Annotated in this window: 23 protein-coding genes and 1 tRNA gene; 17 read left to right on the plus strand and 7 right to left on the minus strand. The window is 70.4% G+C overall.

From position 1 onward, the window contains the following. Window positions 1-4: 4 nt before the first annotated feature. The gene (locus tag BLQ34_RS05270) at window positions 5-703 is read right to left on the minus strand and encodes an MSMEG_4193 family putative phosphomutase (protein WP_091782476.1); all 699 of its coding nucleotides are present in this window, start codon (window positions 701-703) and stop codon (window positions 5-7) included. 221 nt (window positions 704-924) lie between these two features. On the opposite strand from BLQ34_RS05270, the gene BLQ34_RS05275 reads away from it, so the two are divergent. Both BLQ34_RS05275 and corA read left to right on the plus strand, forming a co-directional pair. Further along, on the plus strand, window positions 925-2,076 hold the full coding sequence (locus tag BLQ34_RS05275; RefSeq protein ID WP_091782479.1) for an acyltransferase family protein: 1,152 nt from the start codon (window positions 925-927) through the stop codon (window positions 2,074-2,076). Continuing rightward, window positions 2,006-2,986: a magnesium/cobalt transporter CorA gene (corA, locus tag BLQ34_RS05280; protein ID WP_091782480.1), complete on the plus strand. Its 981-nt coding sequence runs from the start codon at window positions 2,006-2,008 to the stop codon at window positions 2,984-2,986. Before BLQ34_RS05275 ends, corA begins: the two co-directional genes overlap by 71 nt. Window position 2,987: 1 nt before the next feature. Here corA and BLQ34_RS05285 read toward each other — a convergent pair whose 3' ends face one another. After that, window positions 2,988-3,845: an undecaprenyl-diphosphate phosphatase gene (locus tag BLQ34_RS05285; protein ID WP_091782483.1), complete on the minus strand. Its 858-nt coding sequence runs from the start codon at window positions 3,843-3,845 to the stop codon at window positions 2,988-2,990. A gap of 55 nt (window positions 3,846-3,900) precedes the next feature. Beyond that, window positions 3,901-4,959 carry an LLM class F420-dependent oxidoreductase gene (locus BLQ34_RS05290; protein WP_091782485.1) on the minus strand — a complete coding sequence of 353 codons (1,059 nt, stop codon included), beginning with the start codon at window positions 4,957-4,959 and terminating at the stop codon, window positions 3,901-3,903. A gap of 64 nt (window positions 4,960-5,023) precedes the next feature. On the opposite strand from BLQ34_RS05290, the gene BLQ34_RS05295 reads away from it, so the two are divergent. Further along, the gene (locus tag BLQ34_RS05295) at window positions 5,024-5,962 is read left to right on the plus strand and encodes an aldo/keto reductase (RefSeq protein ID WP_091782487.1); all 939 of its coding nucleotides are present in this window, start codon (window positions 5,024-5,026) and stop codon (window positions 5,960-5,962) included. 33 nt (window positions 5,963-5,995) lie between these two features. On the opposite strand, the gene BLQ34_RS18700 is transcribed toward BLQ34_RS05295, so the two are convergent. Further along, window positions 5,996-6,337: a hypothetical protein gene (locus BLQ34_RS18700; protein WP_157692906.1), complete on the minus strand. Its 342-nt coding sequence runs from the start codon at window positions 6,335-6,337 to the stop codon at window positions 5,996-5,998. A 39-nt stretch (window positions 6,338-6,376) separates the two neighbouring features. Between BLQ34_RS18700 and BLQ34_RS05305 the strand changes: the two genes are divergently transcribed. After that, the gene (locus tag BLQ34_RS05305) at window positions 6,377-6,562 is read left to right on the plus strand and encodes a DUF5703 family protein (protein ID WP_091782489.1); all 186 of its coding nucleotides are present in this window, start codon (window positions 6,377-6,379) and stop codon (window positions 6,560-6,562) included. 57 nt (window positions 6,563-6,619) lie between these two features. On the opposite strand, the gene BLQ34_RS05310 is transcribed toward BLQ34_RS05305, so the two are convergent. Next, window positions 6,620-7,963 carry a M20/M25/M40 family metallo-hydrolase gene (locus tag BLQ34_RS05310; protein WP_091782492.1) on the minus strand — a complete coding sequence of 448 codons (1,344 nt, stop codon included), beginning with the start codon at window positions 7,961-7,963 and terminating at the stop codon, window positions 6,620-6,622. Between the two features lie 161 nt (window positions 7,964-8,124). Here BLQ34_RS05310 and BLQ34_RS05315 point away from each other — a divergent pair. Next, window positions 8,125-8,212 (plus strand) — tRNA-Leu (locus BLQ34_RS05315). A gap of 70 nt (window positions 8,213-8,282) precedes the next feature. Here the strand turns inward: BLQ34_RS05315 and BLQ34_RS05320 are convergent. After that, complete coding sequence (locus BLQ34_RS05320; RefSeq protein WP_091782495.1) at window positions 8,283-9,467, minus strand: phosphodiester glycosidase family protein; 1,185 nt, start codon at window positions 9,465-9,467, stop codon at window positions 8,283-8,285. 134 nt (window positions 9,468-9,601) lie between these two features. Between BLQ34_RS05320 and BLQ34_RS05325 the strand changes: the two genes are divergently transcribed. The 12 genes from BLQ34_RS05325 to BLQ34_RS05380 all read left to right on the plus strand — a co-directional run bounded on the left by BLQ34_RS05325 (window position 9,602) and on the right by BLQ34_RS05380 (window position 20,276). Further along, window positions 9,602-10,330, plus strand: a complete 729-nt coding sequence (locus tag BLQ34_RS05325; RefSeq protein ID WP_091782498.1) for a sulfite exporter TauE/SafE family protein — start codon at window positions 9,602-9,604, stop codon at window positions 10,328-10,330. Window positions 10,331-10,480: 150 nt separating this feature from the next. Beyond that, entirely contained in the window at window positions 10,481-10,663 is a 183-nt protein-coding gene (locus tag BLQ34_RS05330; protein WP_157692907.1) for a hypothetical protein, read from the plus strand. A gap of 167 nt (window positions 10,664-10,830) precedes the next feature. Then, the gene (gene ald, locus BLQ34_RS05335) at window positions 10,831-11,952 is read left to right on the plus strand and encodes an alanine dehydrogenase (protein ID WP_091782503.1); all 1,122 of its coding nucleotides are present in this window, start codon (window positions 10,831-10,833) and stop codon (window positions 11,950-11,952) included. Window positions 11,953-12,023: 71 nt separating this feature from the next. Then, window positions 12,024-13,553, plus strand: coding sequence for an ATP-dependent DNA ligase (locus BLQ34_RS05340; protein WP_091782506.1), 1,530 nt, complete (start codon window positions 12,024-12,026; stop codon window positions 13,551-13,553). A 101-nt stretch (window positions 13,554-13,654) separates the two neighbouring features. Then, window positions 13,655-13,843 (plus strand): hypothetical protein, encoded by a 189-nt coding sequence (locus BLQ34_RS05345; protein WP_157692908.1) that lies wholly within the window; start codon window positions 13,655-13,657, stop codon window positions 13,841-13,843. A gap of 165 nt (window positions 13,844-14,008) precedes the next feature. Next, window positions 14,009-14,461 carry a MarR family winged helix-turn-helix transcriptional regulator gene (locus tag BLQ34_RS05350; protein WP_091782513.1) on the plus strand — a complete coding sequence of 151 codons (453 nt, stop codon included), beginning with the start codon at window positions 14,009-14,011 and terminating at the stop codon, window positions 14,459-14,461. A 48-nt stretch (window positions 14,462-14,509) separates the two neighbouring features. Then, on the plus strand, window positions 14,510-15,724 hold the full coding sequence (locus tag BLQ34_RS05355; RefSeq protein WP_091782516.1) for an MFS transporter: 1,215 nt from the start codon (window positions 14,510-14,512) through the stop codon (window positions 15,722-15,724). A gap of 81 nt (window positions 15,725-15,805) precedes the next feature. Beyond that, window positions 15,806-16,573: a HipA family kinase gene (locus BLQ34_RS05360; RefSeq protein WP_091782519.1), complete on the plus strand. Its 768-nt coding sequence runs from the start codon at window positions 15,806-15,808 to the stop codon at window positions 16,571-16,573. After that, complete coding sequence (locus BLQ34_RS05365) at window positions 16,570-16,950, plus strand: DUF3037 domain-containing protein (protein WP_091782522.1); 381 nt, start codon at window positions 16,570-16,572, stop codon at window positions 16,948-16,950. Before BLQ34_RS05360 ends, BLQ34_RS05365 begins: the two co-directional genes overlap by 4 nt. A gap of 103 nt (window positions 16,951-17,053) precedes the next feature. Beyond that, entirely contained in the window at window positions 17,054-17,962 is a 909-nt protein-coding gene (locus tag BLQ34_RS05370) for a carbohydrate ABC transporter permease (RefSeq protein WP_091782525.1), read from the plus strand. Continuing rightward, window positions 17,959-18,846: a carbohydrate ABC transporter permease gene (locus tag BLQ34_RS05375; protein WP_091782528.1), complete on the plus strand. Its 888-nt coding sequence runs from the start codon at window positions 17,959-17,961 to the stop codon at window positions 18,844-18,846. Before BLQ34_RS05370 ends, BLQ34_RS05375 begins: the two co-directional genes overlap by 4 nt. A gap of 23 nt (window positions 18,847-18,869) precedes the next feature. Continuing rightward, a complete protein-coding gene (locus BLQ34_RS05380; RefSeq protein ID WP_231961456.1) occupies window positions 18,870-20,276 on the plus strand; it encodes an ABC transporter substrate-binding protein in 1,407 nt (468 codons plus the stop codon). 58 nt (window positions 20,277-20,334) lie between these two features. Here BLQ34_RS05380 and BLQ34_RS05385 read toward each other — a convergent pair whose 3' ends face one another. Then, window positions 20,335-21,153, minus strand: coding sequence for a TrmH family RNA methyltransferase (locus BLQ34_RS05385; protein ID WP_091782534.1), 819 nt, complete (start codon window positions 21,151-21,153; stop codon window positions 20,335-20,337).

Consider the following 21,153-nt stretch of genomic DNA (forward strand, 5'->3'; position numbering starts at 1 on the left):
AACTCTAACCGGCTCCTCCACCGACGGCTGCGTCGCCCGAGGCCGGTGCCTGCGGTGGCGGCTGGAACCGCGCGAGCTCGGGTGCCGTGTCGTTGGCCGCGAGCAGGAAGGTGTGCCGGCTGCCGTAGCGCACCACGGACACCGAAGCAGGGTCGGCCGTGAAGCGCTGGAACTTCGCGAGGCCGGAGCCCGTGGCGTCAGCCAGGGTCGCCTTCAGCAGGTCACCGTGCGTGACGGCGACCCACACCGCCGAGTCGCCCGCGGCGGCCGACACCTCCTCGTCGTGGCGCCGGACGGCGGCCACCACCCGGTCACTCATCTCACGCAGGCTCTCGGCGGCATACCGCTCGTGGTCGGGAAATCGCGCGGTCTCGGGGTCGTCCTGGACGGTCCGCCACAGGTCCTCGCCAGCCAGGTCCTTCAGCGCCCGACCGGTCCACGCGCCATACGCGCACTCCTGCAGCTCGTCGTCGACCGTGACCTCGAGCCCGACGGCGGCTGCCAGTGGTGCGGCCGTCTCGAGGCACCGCTCGAGCGGGCTGCTCACCACCCTGGCGACGGGCAGCTCGCGGAACCGCTCGGCGAGTCGTGCGGCCTGCTCCCGCCCCCGCTCGGTCAGGTGGATGCCGGGCATCCGGCCGGCGAGGACACCGTCACCGTTGGCGCTGGAGTGGCCGTGACGGACCAACAGGACTGTGGGCACCTGCGCACTCTACGGCGCGGTGCGGCCGCACCTGACGACCGATTCGGTCCGGGGGACGGGGGCGCCATCGGCAGAACGGACGATCTTCGCCAATTGCCCCGACCCCGACGCAACGGGCGTGGTTGTCTCGGCGCACGCGCGGCGAGCCGGGGGCAACGCTTCGTCCGCGTGTGGGGGCGGCTTCTCTCCGGGGGCCGCGATGTCACAGGGGGCAAGGGATCGTGGAGAAGGTGGGGGTCGCGGCAGCCGCCGCAGGCACCGGCGCGGGCTCGGGCGTGCGCCTGGCGACCGCATTGGGCGGCCGGGGCAACGCGCTGAACGTGCTGCGAGTGGCGTTCGCCGTGCTGGTGATCGTGTCGCACTCGTGGCTGCTCGGCACCGGCAGCCCGGGGCCGAGGTATGCCGGTCTCGAGCTCGGGTCCTGGGGGGTCGTCGGGTTCTTCACCATCTCCGGCTACCTCATCCCCCGGGCCAGGCTGCGCACCGACCTCCTGACCTTCCTCGTGCGCAGGGGCCGGCGCATCTACCCGGCCTTCTGGGTGTGCTGCGCCGTCACGGCGTTCGTGGCCACACCGCTCGCCGCACACCTGACCAGAGCCCACTTCAGCCCACTGGCTGCCCTCGGCTACCTCACCCGCAACGCGACGACCTGGATGGTGCAGCCGAGCATCGGCCCATCGGTGGACAGTCCGGTGGTCGACCTCATCATGGTCAACCCGTCGCTCTGGACGCTGGCCTTCGAGCTGACCTGCTACGCCCTGGCCGGGGCGCTGTTGACCATGGACGCCGTCCGCCGGCACCGCACCACCGTTGCCGTCGCCCTCTACGTGGTCACCGCGACCACCGTTGTCACGACCGGCGGCTCGACGCGGACCGCGACCTGGTTCATCGCCCTCTTCTCCGCCGGGTGGATCGTCGGGACGCTCGAAGACCGAATGGTGGCCTCGCGTGCCACGGTCGTCGCCGCCCTTGCCGTCGGTGCCGTGGCCGCACTCGGACACCCGGTCCTCGCGGCCGTGCCGCTCGCCTACGCCATCCTCGGGTCCGCGGCGCTGCTCCCCTGCCGGTGGTTCACGACGCACGACGTCTCCTACGGGACCTACCTCTACGGGTGGCCCATCGGCCACGTGCTGCACGCAGCCGGCGCACCCCTCGTGCTCCTCCTGCCGCTCTCGATCGTCTTCGCGCTGGTGGCCGGCGCGGTGTCCTGGATCGTCGTGGAGCGGCGCTTCACCAGAGCCCCCGGCGCGCCCTACGGCGAGGCACTCGCAGTACGGCCGCCGACGTGGTGGAGTAGGCCCCGTGATCGTGGACCAGGCCATCTACCGCCAGGGCCAGCGGCTCCCCTGCGGCGACCTGAGCGAAGCCCTTGAGGAGCTGCGCGGCGGCGACGACCCGCACGCCTTCCTCTGGATCGGGCTGAAGAACCCCACCGACTCCGAGTTCGATCTCGTCAACGACGAGCTCAAGCTGCACCCGCTCGCCGTCGAGGACGCCGTGAAGGGCAACCAGCGACCGAAGGTCGAGCTCTACGACAACACCATCTTCGTCGTGATGAAGACGTTGAAGTACATCGAGGAGACCTCCGACATCGAGACCGGCGAGGTGATGCTCTTCGTCGGTGACCGCTTCGTCGTCACGGTTCGCCGCGGCGAGGCGAACCCGCTCGCGGGCGTGCGGCAGAACCTCGAGTCGAAGGCCGAGACCCTGCGGCACGGCGAGATCGCGGTCGTGCACGCAGTCATGGACAGCATCATCGACAACTACGTCAGCATCGATGCCGAGCTGCAGAAGGACCTCGAGGAGATCGAGGAGGCGGTCTTCGCCGGCTCCGAGCAGGCCAGCTCGTCGACCATCTACCGGCTGAAGCGCGAGGTCCTGGAGTTCCGGCGGGCGGCCGTGCCGCTGGCCGCGCCGCTCCGGATGCTGCACGACGGCTCGCGTTCACCCCTGCCGCAGAAGGAGGTCCGGCTGCTCTTCCGCGACGTGGCCGACCACCTGCTCGCCGTCATCGACCACGTGGAGTCGTACGACCGGCTGCTGACCGACATCCTGAACGCCCACCTCGCACAGATCTCGGTGCAGCAGAACGGCGACATGCGCAAGATCTCCGCGTGGGTCGCCATCGCCGCCGTGCCCACGATGATCGCCGGCATCTACGGCATGAACTTCGACAACATGCCGGAGCTGCGGTGGCACTACGGGTACTTCATCGTCGTCGGCGTGATGGCGTTCGCCTGCCTCGGTCTCTACCGCGCGTTCCGGAAGTCCGGCTGGCTGTAGGTCAGGTGGCGGTCATCCAGCCTGCGCCGAGGACCACGAGCAGCACCAGCCCGAGGGCGACGCGGTACCAGACGAACGCGGTGATCTTGTTGCTGCTCACGAACTTCAGCAGCCAGGCGATCGAGGCGTAGGCGACCAGGAACGACACGACGACGCCGACGATGATCGGTCCGACGCCGAGCAGCTTGAGGTGGTCGGCCTCGCTCAGCATCTCGAAGATGCCGGCCGCGGTGAGGGCGGGGATGGCCATGAAGAACGAGAGCCGGGTGGCGGTCAGCCGGTCGAGGCCACGGAACAGGCCGGCCGAGATGGTGGCGCCTGAGCGGGAGACACCGGGCACGAGCGAGGCGCACTGCACCAGGCCGATGATGATGCCGTCGGTGAGGGTGACCTGGCCTTCGCCGCGCTCCTCCCCCTTCGTCGTGAGCGCCGCGTGCCGGCTCTCCGCCAGCCACATCACGGCGCTCCACGCGATGAGGGCGGCGGCGACCACCCACAGGCTCCGCAGGCTGCCGCTGATCAGGTCCTTGGCGGCGAAGCCGACGATCCCGACCGGGATCGAGCCGACGATGACGGCCCAGGCGAGCTGGTAGTCGTGGTGGCTCCTCGCCCGGGCGTCGGTCAGGCCGGAGAACCAGGCGCCGAGCAGCCGGACGATGTCCTTGCGGAAGTAGAGCAGGGTGGCGACGATCGCGCCGAGCTGGATGACTGCCGTGTAGGCCGTCACACCGGGAGCGTTGACCTGGAGTCCGAGCAGCTTCTCGGTGATGGTCAGGTGGCCGGTGGAGGAGACCGGGAGGAACTCGGTCAACCCCTCCACGATGCCGAGGATCAGGGCGTCGAGATAGCTCAGGGTCAACGGTCTGCTTTCAGGCTAGGAGACGGGGAGTGTCGCGAGCGGTGCGGCGCCGACGTCAGAGGCCAGTCTCCCCCATCAGCTCGGCCATAGTGCGCACGACCTGCAGCCGATCGTCCAGACCGCCGGCGAACGGCGCGATCGACAGGGTGCCCGTGCCCACCTCGGCGTACCTCGCCATCCGGTCGCGGATCCGGTCCCGTGGTCCGATCAGGGTCGTGGCGTCGATGAACTCGAACGGCACGGCCGCCGCGGCGTCGCGGTGCCGCTTGGCCAGGAAGAGGTCCTGCACCTCTGCGGCGGCCTCCTCGAAGCCCATCCGCACGGCCAGCTGGTTGTAGAAGTTCTGCTCGCGCGACCCCATCCCGCCGATGTAGAGGGCGGCGTAGGGACGGATCGCGTCGGCCGCGGCCTGCACGTCGTCGCCGATGACGACCGGCACCGACGGGGCGAGGTCGAAGCCGGCCAGCGGGTCGTCCTCGGTGCCCTTGCCAGCGCGACGACGACCTGCCACGACGGACTGCACCAGGTCACCGGAGTGCTCCGGGCTGAAGAAGATGGCGTGCCACCCGTCGGCCACCTCGCCGGCCAGCTCCAGGTTCTTCGGTCCCACGGCTGCGAGGTAGATCGGCAGATCGGGGCGCGGCGGGTGCACGGTGAGCTTCAGGGCCTTGCCCGCGCCATCGGGCAGTGGCAGCGTGAAGTGCCGCCCGGCATACGCGACGCTCTCGCGACGCAACGCCATCCGCACGATGTCGACGTACTCGCGGGTGCGGCCGAGGGGCGCCGCGAAGGGGACGCCGTGCCAACCCTCACTGACCTGTGGACCGCTGACGCCCAGCCCCAGCCGGAAGCGGCCCTTCGAGAGCGTGTCGAGCGTCGCCGCGGTCATCGCGGTCATCGCCGGCGTCCGGGCGGGGATCTGCATGACCGCGGCGCCCAGGTCGATCCGCTCGGTCAGCGCGCCGATCCACGACAGCACGGTGGGGACGTCCGAGCCGTAGGCCTCCGCAGCCCACGCCACCGCGTACCCGAGGCGGTCGGCCTCCTGCGCGACCGCGACGTTGTCCTGGTCCACGCCCATGCCGAAGTAGCCGAGGTTCACTCCGAGTTCCATGGGAGCGAGGTTAGCGGCGGGTGCGCCGCCGTATGCCGTCGTGGGCCGACTACGGTACGGAACCATGCGCCAGCGACGAATGGGGAGCTCGGGGCTCTCGGTGTCCCGCCTGGCCCTCGGGACGATGACCTGGGGCCGCACGACCGACGAGGAGGGTGCCCGCGAGCAGCTGCGGACCTTCCTCGACGCGGGCGGCGACCTCGTCGACACCGCGCACGGCTACTCCGACGGCCTCTCGGAGGAGATCATCGGTCGCCTGATCGACGACGACGTCGCCCGCGACGACCTCGTGATCTGCACGAAGTCGGGGATCTCACGACGCTCGGGGCACCGCGTCGTCGACACCTCTCGGCACAGCCTGCTCAGCCAGCTCGACACCTCGCTGGAGCGGCTCGGCACCGACCACGTCGACCTGTGGCTGGTCCACACCTGGTCGGACGAGGCCCCGCTGACCGAGACGCTGTCGGCGCTGGAGTGGGCGGTCAACACCGGCCGGGCGCGCTACGTGGGCGTCTCGAACTTCAGCGGCTGGCAGGTGGCTCGCGCCATGTCGCTGCTCGAGCAGGCGCGGGTCCCGTTGGTGGCCAACGAGGTCGAGTACTCCTTGACCAACCGCTCCGCCGAGCCCGACCTGCTGGCGGCTGCGCAGGCGCTCGGCTTCGGGCTGCTGCCGTGGTCGCCGCTCGGGCGCGGTGTCCTGACCGGCAAGTACCGCAACGGGATCCCCGCGGACTCACGGGCGGCTTCCCGGGACTTCCCGCGGTTCACCGCGCGCTACCTCGACGACCGGAGCACCGGCATCGTCGAGGCGCTCGCCATCGCCGCCAAGGGACTGGACGTCAGCCTCACCGAGGTCGCCCTGGCGTGGGTGCGTGACCGTCCCGGTGTGGTCAGCCCGGTGGTGGGGGCCAGGACCACGGCCCAGCTGCGCACCTCGTTGGCCAGCGAGTCCCTCGAGCTGCCCGAAGAGCTGGTGGCCGCCCTCGACGAGGTCTCGGCCTGAGGTCAGTGCACCGGCGGCGCTGAGGCAGCGGCGTCAGGACTCGTCGTCGTCGTCCTCGTAGTCGGCGTCGTCGAGACCCGAGTAGACGCTGCCGTCGCCGTCCTCGTCACCGTGGTCGTCGAGCTCGCCGTCGTCATCGTCCTCGTCGTCGTCATCTTCGTCGTCGTCCTCGTCGCCGTCGTAGATGTCGAGGGGGGTCATCTCCCCGTAGGCCTGCAGCAGCGAGTCGTCGTACTCGGCGAACGCGTCCGCGAGGTCGTCATAGGCCGCGATGACGGTGGGGTCTTCCTCGCCCCGCTTCGAGGCCGATGCCTCGAGGTGCCGCTCGAACGCGGTCATGAGGTTGGCCAGCGCGCCACGCGGGTCTGCGGTCATGTGCCGACGGTAGCGGGTCTTGGGGCAAAATGGCGCTCGATGGTTGAGTACGAGTACCGCGTCGTCAGCTTCACGCGCGCCGATTCCCGCTCCGACATCCGACGAGCGTTGACCGAGCATGCCGAGTACGGCCACTGGGAGCTGCACCGCACCCGCATCTACCTCGGCGGCCAGCAGCGGACCTGGTTGCGGCGCAAGATCATCCGCGCCCCGCGTCCCCTCTGAGAGTCCTCACCCAGGCACGCTGGGGTATGCCGCGTGGCCGGCGCCCCGGCATACCCGTCAGCAGGTGGCGATGAACCGCTGGAGGACGCGCGTCCCGAACTCCAGCGCCGCCAGCGGCACCCGCTCGTCGATGCCGTGGAACATCGGTGCGAAGTCGAGGTCGGCCGGCAGCTGGAGTGGCGCGAACCCGTAACCGGTGATGCCGAGCGTGCTGAGCGCCTTGTTGTCGGTGCCGCCGGACAGGCAGTAGGGCAACACCTCTGCACCCGGGTCCTCGGCCACCAGGGCGGTCTTCATCGCCTCGACCAGCGGCCCCTCGAACGGCGCGTCCAGCGCGATGTCGCGGTGCACGACGTCGACGGTGACGTGTTCCCCCGCAAGTTCCTTGATCGTGGCGAGGAGGTCGTCGTCGTGGCCGGGCAGGAACCGGCAGTCGAGGGACGCGCAGGCGCTCTGTGGGATGACGTTGTGCTTGTAGCCGGCGTCAGCCATGGTGAAGTTCGCGGTGTCCTGCAACGTCCCGCGCACGAAGCCCTGCGCTCCCCCGAGGTGGTCGAGCAGCTCGTCGAGGTCCTCGTCGGAGTAGGATGTCCCAGTCAGCCCGGAAAGACCGTCGAGGAGCTCGCGCACCGAGGCGATGTACTCGCGCGGCCACTTGTGCTCGTTGATCCGGGTGATCGCCTCGGCGAGGCGGACCAGGGCGTTTTCGGGGTTGGGGACCGACCCGTGACCGGCGCGGCCGTGGGCAGTGAGCCGGAGCCAGAGGATGCCCTTCTCGGCGGTCTGGACGAGGTAGGCGCGGGTGTCGCCGGCACTGGTCGGGACGGTGACGCTGTAGCCGCCGACCTCGGACACCGCTTCGCTGACGCCCTCGAACAGCTCGGGGTGGTGGTCGACGACGTAGTGGCTGCCCTTGACTCCCCCGGCCTCCTCGTCCGCGAAGAAGGCGAAGACGATGTCACGGGGTGGCTTGACCCCGCGCCGGGCCAGGTCGCGGATGTTGGCCAGGATCATGGCATCCATGTCCTTCATGTCGACCGCGCCACGACCCCAGATGCAACCGTCCTTCAGCTCCGCCGAGAACGGGTCGACCTGCCAGTCGTCGGCGTTGGCGGGCACGACGTCGAGGTGACCGTGGATGCACAGGGCCGGCCGCTCGCGGTCCTCCCCTTCGAGCCGGACGACGACGCTGGTGCGGCCCGGGTCGCTCTCGACCACGGTGGGCTCGAGCCCGACCTCGCGCAGCCGGGCCACGACGTAGTCGGCCGCCTCCTTTTCCCCCGGTCCGCTGCCGTCTCCGTAGTTCGTGCTGTCGATCCGGATCAGCTCCTGGCACAGGCGCACGACCTCGTCGACGGGGCTGCTGGGGGTCTGGTTGGCGGTCTCGGTGGCCTCGCTCATGCCCTCCAGACTAGGCGCGTCCGGTGGGCCGCGCCCGGGCCAGTTCGCGGGTGGCTCGGGCGGGTTCCGTTGCCCGCTGGGCCGTTTGGGAGATGGGGTGCCCTGCGTGCTATCGTTCCGGGTCGCAGCAGGCGCTCCCCAAGGGGCCTGCGAAGCACCCAGTCCGGGTGGCGGAATGGCAGACGCGCTAGCTTGAGGTGCTAGTGCCCTTTATCGGGCGTGGGGGTTCAAGTCCCCCTCCGGACACCAACGAGAAGGACCCCGACACCGTGCGTGTCGGGGTCCTTCTGCGTTGCGGGCGGAGCGGCCCTCGGCGGCGTCAGCCGGCGGAGAAGACGTTGGGCACGGCGCGCTGCCACTCGGACATCGACCGGTCCATCCGGATCACCGAGCCGGTCGTGGTCCGGGCCAGCATCGTCGTGGAGCCGCCTCCGTCGAGGTTCGTGGCGTCGTACGAGCCCAGCTTCTGCATGTAGTCGGCCATCTGGTGGATGGTCGCGCCGCCGTAGCGCACACCGTCGACGGTGGCCCGTCCGGAGACGGTGACGAAGAGCAGGTCGCCGCTCTTGGTCCAGCCGATGGCGGTGCGCGGCCGCAGCAGCTCGTCACGACTGCCGCAGGTGCCACCGTTCTTCACGCCCGCGTTGAGGAAGCGGGCGCCTCGCCCGACCGCCTCGTAGACGGGGAAGCCGGCATCGGTGGCGGCGCGGTAGCTGACCGACATCGCTGTGCCCGTGCGCAGGCTGGCCAGCCAGGTCCCGGCCGTGCCGGTCGCGGTGAGGATGGTCTGCCCCGACTTCACGGCCTGCCCGCGAGCCGTGCCGGTGCGGACGGCGACGACCTTGCCGCCTGCCACGACGACGTCCACAGTGCCGTAGGGACGACGCGCGTTGCCCCATGACGGCGTGTAGAGGTTCAGGCCGCTGCCGCTCAGGGACTGCCAGTTGAGCCCGGTGACGGCCTTGTAGCCGTGGCCCGAGGCACTGACGCTGCCAGTGATCCACACCCGCCCGGGGAACGAGCGTCCGTCCTTGGCGACCACGATGGCGGGGTCGTGCGTCGACCGGATCTTGCGGAGCCAGCCGCCGGTCACCTGCGGCAGGTCGGGCAGCGCACCGATGGTGGGGTTGAAGACACCACCGTTCACCATCACCACGGGCGACTTGGTGGTCGAGAGGTACGTGGAGGGGGTGTGTGAGGTGCGCAGGTTGGCGGCCGCGCGCACCCGGGGGTTCGCCGCCGACGAGGCCGGCACCCGCACGGCGACGATGCGGAGCGAGGCCTGCGGGTTGCTCGGCGTGGGACCGGTGTCCCAGATGCGAGCAGTTGCACCACCGGCGAGCGTCTGCACCTTGGGGGTGCGCGAGAGCAGCGTCGGAGTGGGCTTGCAGGTGACGGCGGCCGCCGTTTCCGGGGTGGCCAGGCTGACCGCCACGGTCAGGGTGGCCGCGACGGCGCCGGTGGTGGTGAGTGCCACGGTGGCGCGCCAGGTGCGTGCGGTCATGGGGGCAGGTCCTTCGTCGGTGCGACCGGGGGCTCGGCCGCTCAAGAGACTGTGCGGCACCATGGGCGGTCACGCAGGGTGTTCCGCGCAATGGGGGCCGAACGACCGATGCGCCCGGTGGCTAGGGTCGACGCGTGCTCGAGGCGCTGCTACTCGTCGTCGCGGCGCTGCTGATCGGGTACGCCAAGACCGCGATCGGCGGGCTCGCGAGCATCAGCGTGGCCATCTTCGCCAGCGTCATGCCCGCCCGGGAGTCCACGGCGGCGATCCTGCTCCTCCTCATCACGGGCGACGTGGTCGCCGTCTGGCACTACCGCCGCGAGGCCGACTGGGGTCTCCTGCGGCGGCTCATCCCGGCGGTCCTGCCTGGTCTCGCCCTCGGTGCGGCGTTCCTGGCCGTGGTCGACGACCTCGTCCTGCGGCGCTCGATCGGCGTGCTGCTGCTCGTCCTCGCCGCCCTCCAGCTCGCCCTGCGGTGGCGCTCCCCCGACGGCGCCAAGGTCGGCAGCTCGCGCACGGCTGCGATCGGCACCGGTGTGGCCGCCGGCTTCACGACCATGACCGCGAACGCGGCCGGGCCCGTCACGACGCTCTACCTGGTCGCCCAGGGGGTCGAGAAGCTCCGCTTCCTCGGCACCAGTGCCCTGCTGTTCTTCGGGGTGAACCTCTGCAAGCTCCCGTTCAGCTTTGCGCTGGGACTCTTCGGACCGCATACCGTCCGGCGCACGCTCCTGCTCATCCCCTTCGTCCTCGTGGGCGCCTGGGTGGGGCTCAGGACGGTCCGCAGGCTCAGCCAGGAGCGGTTCGACCAAGCCGTCCTCGCCGCCTCGGCGGTGGCAGCGGTCGCCCTCATCGTGCGCTGAGCGCAGTGCCTCGTCCTGCGCTTGGCCCAGGCGCGAATCGTGCACCGAACGTAGGCACCCTCAACCGTTCGGGCCAATCCTGACCCGAGCTCGGCCGACCTCCGGCGCGTCCCTGCCCGACGCGGTCGGAGGGCTCCTACCGTCGTGGACGTGAGCACCCAGACCCTGCACCGCGGCACCAGCCACCACCCGCGCGTCCTGCGTGGCGCGCGTGGCTGGATGTGGGTGTGCGCCTGTGGCAGCGCTTCGTGCCGGACCCCCGCCCAGGCTCCGATGGCCTGGCGCTCGGCCCTGATCGGCGCCCTGCTGCACTCGTCCACCATCGCGCCCTGATCGACCCAGCCACCTGACCGCCCCCGCAGCGACCGTGGGGCGGGTCCGCAGTTTCGGCCTCCACTGCAGTTTCGTCCTCGCCAGCGCCTCCCTTCTGGAAGGCTGAGGTTGGCAGGCAGCCTTGGCTCCGCCATTGTTCGAGGACCACTGCAACCCAGGAGGCTTTGATGAAGGTCGGCATTCCGCGCGAGGTCAAGAACAACGAGTACCGCGTCGCGATCACCCCGTCAGGCGTGCACGAGCTGGTCGTCCACGGTCACGAGGTGTTCATCGAGAAGGACGCCGGGGTCGGGTCCTCGATCCTCGACGAGGACTACGTCGGCGCCGGCGCCACGATCCTCGACACCGCCGACGACGTCTGGGGCACCGGTGACCTGATCCTCAAGGTCAAGGAGCCGATCGAGCCCGAGTACCACCGCATGCGCGAGGGCCAGACCCTCTTCACCTACCTGCACCTCGCGGCCGACAAGCCGCTCACCGAGGAGCTGGTGAAGCGCAAGGTCACCGGTATCGCCTACGAGACGGTCGAGCTGCCCGACCGCACCCTCCCCCTGCTCGCCCCGATGTCCGAGGTCGCGGGCCGCCTGGCGCCGCAGGTCGGAGCGCACACGCTCATGCGTGCCCAGGGTGGCCGTGGTGTCCTCATGGGCGGGGTCAGCGGGGTGTATGCCGCGAAGGTCGTCGTCATCGGTGCCGGCGTCTCCGGCATGAACGCCGCCGCCATCGCCCTCGGCATGCAGGCTGAGGTGCTGCTGCTCGACCGCGACATCGCCAAGCTGCGGCACGCCGACTTCGTCTACCAGGGGCACTGCCAGACCGTCGCCTCCAACACCTACGAGATCGAGCGCGCGATCGAGGACGCCGACCTCGTGATCGGGGCGGTGCTGGTCCCCGGCGCGAAGGCTCCCAAGCTCATCACCAACGAGCAGGTCTCGCGGATGAAGCCGGGCTCGGTGCTCGTCGACATCTCGATCGACCAGGGCGGCTGCTTCGAGGACTCCCGGCCGACCACCCACGCCGACCCCACCTACCAGGTGCACAACTCGGTGTTCTACTGCGTGGCGAACATGCCGGGCGCCGTGCCGCACACCAGCACCTACGCCCTCACCAACGTCACCCTCCCGTATGCGGTCCAGCTCGCCAACGCGGGCTGGCGCGACGCCCTGGCGGCGAACCAGCCGCTCGCCCTGGGCCTCAACACCCACGACGGCGCAGTGACCTACGCACCGGTGGCCGAGGCGCACGGCTTCGAGTCGACTGACCTGCAGACCATCCTCGGCAAGGCCTGAGACACCACGGCTGCCGCCGACACCCGCCGTCCGCACCGGCGGGTGTCGGCGGTCACGGTTAGCGTGGGCCCGTGCTCCTCGCCGACGTCGTCGCAGCCTCCGCAGCCGCCTCCGCCACCCGGTCGCGCCTGGCCAAGACCGCCGCGGTCGCCGGTGCCCTGCGCGCGGCTGGGCCCGACGAGGCGGCGACGGTCGCGGCATACCTGTCCGGGGTGCTGCCGCAGCGACGCATCGGGGTGAGCTGGCGCGGCCTGTCCACGCTCCCCTCGCCCGCCGCACGGGCGACGGCCACCGTCGCCGAGGTCGACGCGGCCCTCGGTGAGATCGCCGGGATCGCCGGCACCGGCTCGGGAGCTGCCCGCTCGGCTGCGGTGACGGCGCTGTTCGAGCGACTGACCGAGCCCGAGCAGGACTACCTGCGCGCGCTCGTGACCGGCCAGGTGCGACAGGGCGCCCTCGACGGCGTGATGCTGGCCGCCATCGCGGCCGCCTCCGAGCTGCCCGAGGCCGAGGTGCGTCGGGCGGTGATGCTGGCCGGCTACGCAGGACCGGTTGCCGCCGCGGCGCTGGCGGGCGGGAGCGCCGCGCTGGCCGCGATCCACCTCGAGGTCGGCCGGCCCCTGCGCCCGATGCTCGCGGCGTCGGCCCCCGACGTCGGCGCCGCCTGGGAGCAGGTCGCCGACCCGGACGGCGTGGTCGTCGACGGCAAGCTCGACGGCATCCGGCTCCAGGCGCACCGCGATGGTGACGACGTGCGGCTCTTCACCCGCTCGCTGGACGACATCACCGACCGCCTTCCCGAGGTGGTCGAGGCCGTCCTCGCGCTCGACGCCAGCCAGCTGGTCATCGACGGTGAGGCGATCGCACTCGACGAGTCCGGACGTCCGCTGCCGTTCCAGCAGACCGCCTCGCGCACGATGAGCAGCACCGGCGTCGACCAGCTCCGGGCGCAGGTCCCGGTCACCCCCTACTTCTTCGACCTGCTCCACCTCGACGGTGACGACCTGCTCGACGTGCCGGCGTCGGAGCGGTTCGCGCGGCTCGCGGAGCTGGTCCCCGCTCCGAGCCTGGTCCCCCGCATCACCGCCGCGACCCCGGCCGCGGCGAGCGAGTTCTTCGAGCGGCTCGTGCGCGACGGTCACGAGGGCGTCGTGGTCAAGTCGCCGACCGCCCCCTACGCCGCGGGCCGGCGCGGCGCGGGGTGGGTCAAGGTGAAGCCGCGGCACACCCTCGACCTCGTGGTGCTGGCGATCGAGTGGGGCAGCGGGCGTCGCAAGGGCTGGCTCTCCAACATCCACCTCGGCGCCCGCGATCCCGAGACCGGTGGCTTCGTGATGCTCGGCAAGACCTTCAAGGGCATGACGGACGACATGCTCCAGTGGCAGACCGAGCGGTTCACCGAGCTCGCGACCGAGGGCACCGACGGCTACGTCGTCACCGTGCGACCCGAGCAGGTCGTGGAGATCGCCTTCGACGGCATCCAGACCTCCTCCCGCTACCCGGGCGGCATGGCCCTGCGGTTCGCCCGCGTCCTGCGCTACCGCGACGACAAGACGGCCGAGGAGGCCGACACCGTCGACACGGTCCGCGCCCTTCGCTGAGCCGGACCAACCGGCTGGCGGGCAGGTATCAGCCGGTGGCGTCGAGCCTCTTGCTGTCAGGACGTGTCGCGGGGGGCGGCACGGACGAGGGGGGCAGCACCATGGGGACACGACAGATCGGACGAGCCGACACCGCACACCACCACCCGCACGTGGTGCGAGCCCTGTCGGGCACGTGGCGGTGGCAGTGCGACTGCGGCGGGGCGTCCTGCCGCACCGCCCTGGCACAGGTCAGCTGGCGCGAGGCCGTGATCGGCGCGCTCAACCACGCCACCTGCCTCGCGCCCTGACCGAGCGCGACCGCGCGGACTCCTAGGCACACGGCCCCGCGCCATACCCGCAACACGGCAGTTGCGTCGCGTTCCGCCCGGCAACTGCCGGGCGGAAGCTGACGCAACTGCCGTGTCGTCCGGGCGAGATTGGCATTGCATAGGTTGTCTATGTAATCTGGATGCGTGACCGATCGAGACGAGCTGGGCAACAGCGTCCTGCGTTCCGCGGCGCGGCTGACCCGCTGGGCCTCGCGCAACGCGACCTTCGACGTGCCGATGGCCCAGACCCGGCTGCTCGCCCTGGTCGAGGAGCTCGGCCCAGCGCGGATCAGCGCACTGGCCGAGGCCGACCACTGCAGCCAGCCGACGATGAGCACCCAGGTGCAGCGGCTGGAGACCGAGGGCTGGACCGAGCGGGTGCCCGACCCGTCGGATGCCCGAGCCAGCCTGGTGTCGCTCACCGCAGCCGGCGCCGCCGCCCTCAGCCGCGCCCGGCGCGCCCGGCTCGATGCCCTCTCCCCCGCCTTCGACCAGCTCGATGCCGACTCGTTGGCGCGGCTGGGCGAGGCCGTCAAGGCCCTCGACGACCTGCTGGCCCGTGCCTCGAGCAGCACGGCCGCGGAGTCGGCGGCCTGACCCCGAGACCTCAGCACCCACCACCCACAGAGAGAAGTCCCCACCACCATGTGGCGCCAACCCAAGACCGTCTGGTCCGTCGCCTTCGCCTGCGTGATCGCCTTCATGGGCATCGGCCTCGTCGACCCCATCCTCAAACCCATTGCCGACGACCTCGGGGCCAGCGCCTCCCAGGTGTCGCTGCTGTTCACCAGCTACATGGCCGTGATGGGCGTGGCGATGCTCGTGACCGGCTGGGTCTCCAGCCGCACCGGTGCGAAGCGCACGCTGATCCTCGGACTCGTCGTCATCATCATCGGCGCCGGTCTGGCGGGAGCGCAGGACTCGGTGGGCGGGATCGTCGCCTTCCGCGCCGTCTGGGGTCTGGGCAACGCGCTCTTCATCGCAACCGCTCTGGCCACCATCGTCAGCGCGGCGCGCGGGTCGGTCGGTCAGGCGATCATCCTCTACGAAGCAGCTCTCGGCGTCGGCATCGCCACCGGTCCACTGCTCGGCGGCTGGCTCGGCGGACACTCGTGGCGCTGGCCGTTCTGGGGTGTCTCCGCCCTGATGGCCATCGCCCTGGTCGCGATCCTCACCACCCTCCCGGCGACACCACCCTCCGGTCGCAGGAGCAGCATCTCGGCCCCGCTCAAGGCCCTCTCGCACCGAGGCCTGCTCACCGTCGGGATCACCGCCCTGCTCTACAACTTCGGCTTCTTCACCCTCCTCGCCTTCACCCCCTTTCCGCTGGCGATGGGTGCGCACGAGGTCGGCCTGATCTTCTTCGGCTGGGGCCTGCTGCTCGCCTTCACCTCGGTCGTCGTGGCGCCGCGTCTGCAGCGCCGGTTCGGCACCCTGCCCGGCGTGGTCGGCGCGCTCGTCGGTTTCGCTCTGATCCTGGCGGCCATGGCGATCGGCACCGAGCACAAGCCGGTGCTCGTCATCGGCGTGGTCCTCGCCGGCGCTTTCCTCGGCATCAACAACACCCTCATCACCGAGACGGTCATGAAGGTATCCCCCGTCGAGCGCGGGGTGGCTTCGGCGGCCTACAGCTTCGTCCGGTTCGGTGGCGGCGCGATCGCCCCGTGGCTGGCCGGCAAGCTCGGCGAGCGGTCCATCCACGTGCCGTTCTGGGTGGGCTCCGGCGCGGTGCTGCTCGGCGTCGCGGTCCTGCTCACCGCGCGTCGCGAGATCATGGCTGTGGACGGCGCCCACGCACACGACACACCCGAGGAGGAGCGTCCGCTCGAGGCCGCCGCGGTCACCGTCGGCGACGCCTGACCCCGCGCCTGCCCACCTCCTGATCGACCCTCCCGGCCAATGGCGTCCGGGACGCGACGCCCGGCCCCTAGGCTGGGCGTCGTGCTCGACCAGGTCACGGCAACCCGCTACGTCACGCCCCTCAAGGAGGGCGGGTCGCTGCCCGGCATCGTGGAGGCCGACGACCTCGGCACCTACGTCCTGAAGTTCCGGGGGGCCGGTCAGGGCCCGAAGGTCCTCGTGGCAGAGGTGATCGTCGGGGAGCTCGCCCGCGCCCTGGGGCTCAACGTCCCTCGCCTGGCCGTCGTCGACCTGCAGTCTCCGATCGCGAAGTACGAGGCCGACGAGGAGGTGCAGGACCTCCTCACGGCCAGCATCGGCCCCAACCTCGGCATCGACTTCCTCCCTGGCTCGTTCGGTTACGACGGCTCACGCCCACCAACCCCGGACACCGCGGCCGACATCCTCTGGCTCGATGCGCTGACCGCCAACGTCGACCGCACGTGGAACAACCCCAACCTCCTGGTCTGGCACCGCAACCCGTGGCTCATCGACCACGGCGCTGCGCTCTACTTCCACCACAGCTGGCCCAGCCGCGGCGCCGACGCGGAACGGTTCGCCGCGCAGCCCTACGACGCGAGCACCCACGTGCTGCGTGACGTCGGCTCGAGTCCGGGCGCGGCGCACGAGCGGCACGCGCACACCCTGAGCCGCGACCTGCTCACGGACGTGGTCGAGGGGGTGCCGGAGGTATGGCTCGAACCCGCGCCCGGGCTGGATACCCCCGCTGCCCTCCGCACCGCATACGTCGAGCACCTGCTGGCGCGCGTCGCGAGGCCGCAGGCCTGGCTGCCGGGAGACGTGTCATGACCCGCCACGGCTACCAGTACGTCGTGCTGCGCTTCGTGCCCCGCGTCGAGCGCGAGGAGTTCATCAACGTCGGCCTGGTCCTCTACAGCCAGGGCGCCGACTTCCTCGAGGCCGCCTACCGCGTGGACGAGGCGCGGTTGCGCGCCTTCGCCCCCGAGGTGAACCTCGAGGACGTGGACCAGGCGCTGGAGACGATCTGTCAGGTGTGCCGTGGTGTCACCGGCGGCGGGCTGCCCACGCTGGGCGGGCTGGGGCGTCGCTTCGGGTGGCTCAGCGCCCCGCGGAGCACGGTGGTCCAGCCGGGGCCCGTGCACGGTGGCCTCACCACAGACCCCGGCGCCGCACTGGCCGACCTGCTGCACCGGCTCGTCGGCTGAGCACCTCCTTCGGCCGCGGATCCCGAACCTTCGACCATTTGGGGTGAACACGACACCTCACCCTTATGGCGCTGAACAGGCCATTTCGGGCTAGGGTCGCGGCATGACCGTCCCCACCGCTGCTGCGGGGACGGCCAGACGCAAGGGGGCGTGGGCCGCGCTGGCCTACCTCCTTCCGGCGCTGGTCGTCTTCGGCATCTTCATCTTCTGGCCGTTGGTCAAGTCCGTCCTCCTGTCGGTGCAGGGCACCGACATCCTCGGGGACCCGAGCGGCTTCGTGGGCTTCGTCAACTACTCCAAGCTGTTCAGCGACCCGGAGTTCCTCACCGTCCTGTGGGTGACGTTCGCGTTCACCATCCTCACCGTGGTGCCGAGCATCGCCATCGCGCTGTTCATCGCGCTGATCCTGCACGGCCGGATCCGGGGGGTCCGCTTCTTCCGCACCGCGTTTGCGCTGCCGTTCGCGTTCTCCGTCGCCACTGCGTCGGTGATCTTCGGGGTGCTGTTCAACCCGGCGTCGGGGGTGCTCAACGGCATCCTGTCGCGCGTCGGGATCGACAAGGTGCAGTGGCTCACCGACCCCGACCTCGCGCTCTGGTCGGTGTCGGCGGCGACGGTGTGGATGCAGATCGGCTACAACCTGCTGGTCATCTCGGCCGGCCTCGGTGCCCTCCCCGATGATGTGCTGGAGGCCGCCCGCCTCGACGGCGCGTCCGGGTTCCGGCTCCAGCGCTCCATCATCATGCCGCTCATCACCCCGCAGCTGTTCTTCCTCGTCGTGGTCGGCACGATCCACTCGCTGCAGAGCTTCGGGCAGATCAAGATCCTCACCGTCGGCGGGCCCGAGGGCCGCACGACGACGCTCGTCTACTCGATCTACGAGCAGGCGTTCGCCAACAACAACTCCAACTACGGGTACGCATCCGCCCAGGCGATGGTCCTACTGGTGATCGTCCTCATCATCACGGCCCTGCAGTTCGGGGTCCTGGAACGGCGGGTGTTCTACCGGTGACCTCCACCCTCGACAAGACCGCGACCTCGACGCAGCGCAAGCCGCCGCCGACCCGCAGGCCCCCGCGTCGATCGCCCCGCAACCTCGGCAGCTACCTCGTCCTCGGGGTGTTGTTCGTCATCGTGCTGTTCCCCGTCTACTACGGCTTGGTCGGCTCGCTGATGGGTGAGCGCGACACCAACAGCTTCCCGCCGGCGCTGTGGCCGGCCCACGGGCTGCACCCCGAGAACTACGGCGACGCGCTCGACATCATCCCGCTGGGCAACCAGTACCTCACCAGCGTCCTGCAGACCGTCGGCATCATGCTCGGACAGCTCGTGACGAGCGTGCTCGCGGCCTATGCCTTCGTCTTCCTGCCGCTGCGCTGGCGCGGGTTCTGGTTCGGCGTGTTCCTGTCGACGATGATGATCCCGTTCGAGTCGATCATCATCCCGAACTACCTGCTGATCTCCAGCCTCGGTCTCAAGGACACCATCGCCGGGCTGACCCTCCCGTTCCTGGCCACCGGCTTCGGCACCTTCCTGCTGCGGCAGTCCTTCCTGTCCTTCCCGACCGAGCTGCGCGACGCGGCCCGCGTCGACGGCGCCGGGCACTTCCGGTTCCTCTTCTCGATCCTCGTGCCACTGAGCCGTCCCAGCCTCGCGGCACTCGGCATCTGGTCGGCGCTGTCGGCCTGGAACATGTACTTCTGGCCGTTGCTCGCCACCGAGGACCCGAAGCACCAGACCATCCAGATCGGCATCAGCCAGCTCCAGTCCTCCGACGGCGACTCCCCCGGCATGGTCCTGGCCGGTGTGATGCTCGCCCTCTTCCCCACCCTCCTGCTCGTCATCTTCGGGCAGCGGTTCATCGTCCGCGGGCTCACCGCGGGTGCGGTCAAGTAATGCGCAAAGGAGTGCACGACGTGATGAGAACAACCAGCACCACCCGCCGGAGCAGGATGAGGTATGCCGTGCCAGCCGGCTTCGTGGCGGCCTCCCTCGTCCTGGCCGCCTGCGGCGGCGGCGGGGACGACGCCGGCGGCACGACGGTGCCGGCCAAGGACGCCCTGGACAAGGCCAAGGGCGTGACCACGGTGTCGTTCTGGCACGCGATGGACGGCACCAACGCCGAGGCGCTGACCAAGCTGGTGGCGCAGTTCAACTCGGAGCACCAGGGCAAGATCCAGGTCAAGTCGACCTACGCCGGCAAGTACGACGACGCGATCACCAAGTACAAGGCCTCGATCAAGAGCAAGTCGACCCCCGACGTCATCCAGGTCTACGACATCGGGTCCCGCTTCATGATCGACGCGAAGCAGACCATCCCGATGCAGTCGTTCATCGACCGCGACAAGCTCGATGTGTCGGACCTGCAACCCAACATCACCGGCTACTACTCCATCGACGACAAGCTGAACTCGATGCCGTTCAACACGTCGATGCCAGTGCTGTACTTCAACAAGACGATGTTCAGCAAGGCCGGGCTCGACCCCGACAAGCCGCCGCAGGACCTCGCCGCGATCCGCAGTGCCGCCGAGAAGCTGTCCAAGAAGAACGGCGGCCCGGCCGACTACGGCTTCGGCGCCGCGATCTACGGGTGGCTGCTCGAGCAGTTCATCGCCACGGACGGCAAGGAGTACTGCGACCAGGGCAACGGCCGCGAGGGCAAGGCCACCAAGGTCCAGTTCGACTCGCCCGAGACGGTGGAGGTCGTCGCCTGGTGGCAGAAGCTGGTCAAGGACGGGCTGGCCGCCAACACCGGCCGCGACACCAAGGCCGCCCAGGCTGCGTTCAAGTCGGGGCAGCTCGCGATCAACCTCGAGTCGACCGGTCAGCTCGGCGCCTACTCCAAGGCAGCCAAGGAGGGCGGCTGGGAGCTCGGCGCCGCGGCATACCCGCACATCAAGGCGGGCACCGAGGGTGGTCCGATCATCGGGGGCGCGTCGCTGTGGATCAACGGCGTCAACCACAAGGACCCCAACAAGGAAGCCGCCTGGCAGTTCGTGAAGTTCCTGGCCGACCCCAAGAGCCAGGCCCAGTGGCACACCGAGACCGGCTACTTCCCGATCAGCAAGGGCGCGCTGGATGAGCCGGCCGACGTCGCCTACCGCAAGGCGAACCCGTTGTTCGACGTCGCGGTCAAGCAGCTGGAGAGCACCAAGCTCAGCCCGGCGACCCAGGGTTGCCTGCTCGGTGTGATGCCGCAGTCACGCAAGGCGTCTGAGGACGGTCTCGAGGCGGCGCTCAACGGTGGCGACCCGCAGCAGTCGATGACCAAGGCCGCCCAGTCGGTCGAGCCGCAGATCAAGTCCTACAACGACTCGACCAAGTAGCCACCGACCTCGACCGACCAGGTACGTCGACACGCTCCCCAATCCCCACGGGGGCGCGTCATCCCCGCTGCGGCGGGCGCAGGGCCCAGGCGGCCACTGCGCCCGCCGCAGCCACGTTGAGGGAGTCCACGCCGCCGGCCATCGGGATCGTGACCGTGAGGTCGGCTGCGTCGAGCGTGTGGTGTGACAGGCCGTCGCCCTCGGTGCCGAGCACCAGGGCGAGCCGCTGCGGCGGATCGGCAGCCAGGGCGTCGAGGCTCACGGCGTCGTCGGCCAGCGCCAGGGTCGCCACGGTGAAGCCCGCGGCCTGCAGCTCCGCGATACCGCCCGGCCAAGGGTCGATCCGCGTCCACGGCACCTGGAACACCGTCCCCATCGAGACCCGGATCGCGCGGCGGTACAACGGGTCGGCGCAGCGTGGCGTGACCAGCACGGCATCCACCCCCAGTGCTGCCGCAGACCGGAAGACCGCCCCGACGTTGGTGTGGTCGACGATGTCCTCGAGGACGAGCACCCGGCGGGCCGCCGCCACCAGGTCCGCGACCGTGGGCCGCGCCGGCCGCTGCATCGACGCCAGGGCGCCTCGGTGCAGGTGGAAGCCGGTCAGCTGCTCGATGACGCCGTGGTCCCCGACGAAGACGGGCACGTCGTGCGCCTCGGCGTCGGCGACCAGGTCGGCGAGGTCGGTGAGCCAGCGCGCGGCCATCAGGTAGCTGCGCGGCCGGTGCCCGGCGCGCAGGGCCCGACGAATCACCTTCTCCGACTCGGCGATGTAGAGACCGCGCTCCGGCTCGGTACGCCGCCGGAGTGCGACGTCCGTCAGGGACACGTAGTCGGCCAGCCGCTCGTCGTGCGGGTCGGTGATGGTGTGGGGCAC

The sequence above is a fragment of the Pedococcus dokdonensis genome, assembly GCF_900104525.1.
In the GTDB taxonomy this organism is placed as follows: domain Bacteria; phylum Actinomycetota; class Actinomycetes; order Actinomycetales; family Dermatophilaceae; genus Pedococcus; species Pedococcus dokdonensis.

Excerpts from the sequence above, each read along its gene's own strand:
- BLQ34_RS05290 (WP_091782485.1), bottom strand. The coding sequence starts at position 4,959 with ATGGAACTCGGAGTGAACCTCGGCTACTTCGGCATGGGCGTGGACCAG.
- BLQ34_RS05295 (WP_091782487.1), top strand. The coding sequence starts at position 5,024 with ATGCGCCAGCGACGAATGGGGAGCTCGGGGCTCTCGGTGTCCCGCCTG.
- BLQ34_RS18700 (WP_157692906.1), bottom strand. The coding sequence starts at position 6,337 with ATGACCGCAGACCCGCGTGGCGCGCTGGCCAACCTCATGACCGCGTTC.
- BLQ34_RS05305 (WP_091782489.1), top strand. The coding sequence starts at position 6,377 with ATGGTTGAGTACGAGTACCGCGTCGTCAGCTTCACGCGCGCCGATTCC.
- BLQ34_RS05310 (WP_091782492.1), bottom strand. The coding sequence starts at position 7,963 with ATGAGCGAGGCCACCGAGACCGCCAACCAGACCCCCAGCAGCCCCGTC.
- BLQ34_RS05320 (WP_091782495.1), bottom strand. The coding sequence starts at position 9,467 with ATGACCGCACGCACCTGGCGCGCCACCGTGGCACTCACCACCACCGGC.
- ald (WP_091782503.1), top strand. The coding sequence starts at position 10,831 with ATGAAGGTCGGCATTCCGCGCGAGGTCAAGAACAACGAGTACCGCGTC.
- BLQ34_RS05345 (WP_157692908.1), top strand. The coding sequence starts at position 13,655 with ATGGGGACACGACAGATCGGACGAGCCGACACCGCACACCACCACCCG.
- BLQ34_RS05355 (WP_091782516.1), top strand. The coding sequence starts at position 14,510 with ATGTGGCGCCAACCCAAGACCGTCTGGTCCGTCGCCTTCGCCTGCGTG.
- BLQ34_RS05365 (WP_091782522.1), top strand. The coding sequence starts at position 16,570 with ATGACCCGCCACGGCTACCAGTACGTCGTGCTGCGCTTCGTGCCCCGC.
- BLQ34_RS05370 (WP_091782525.1), top strand. The coding sequence starts at position 17,054 with ATGACCGTCCCCACCGCTGCTGCGGGGACGGCCAGACGCAAGGGGGCG.
- BLQ34_RS05380 (WP_231961456.1), top strand. The coding sequence starts at position 18,870 with ATGAGAACAACCAGCACCACCCGCCGGAGCAGGATGAGGTATGCCGTG.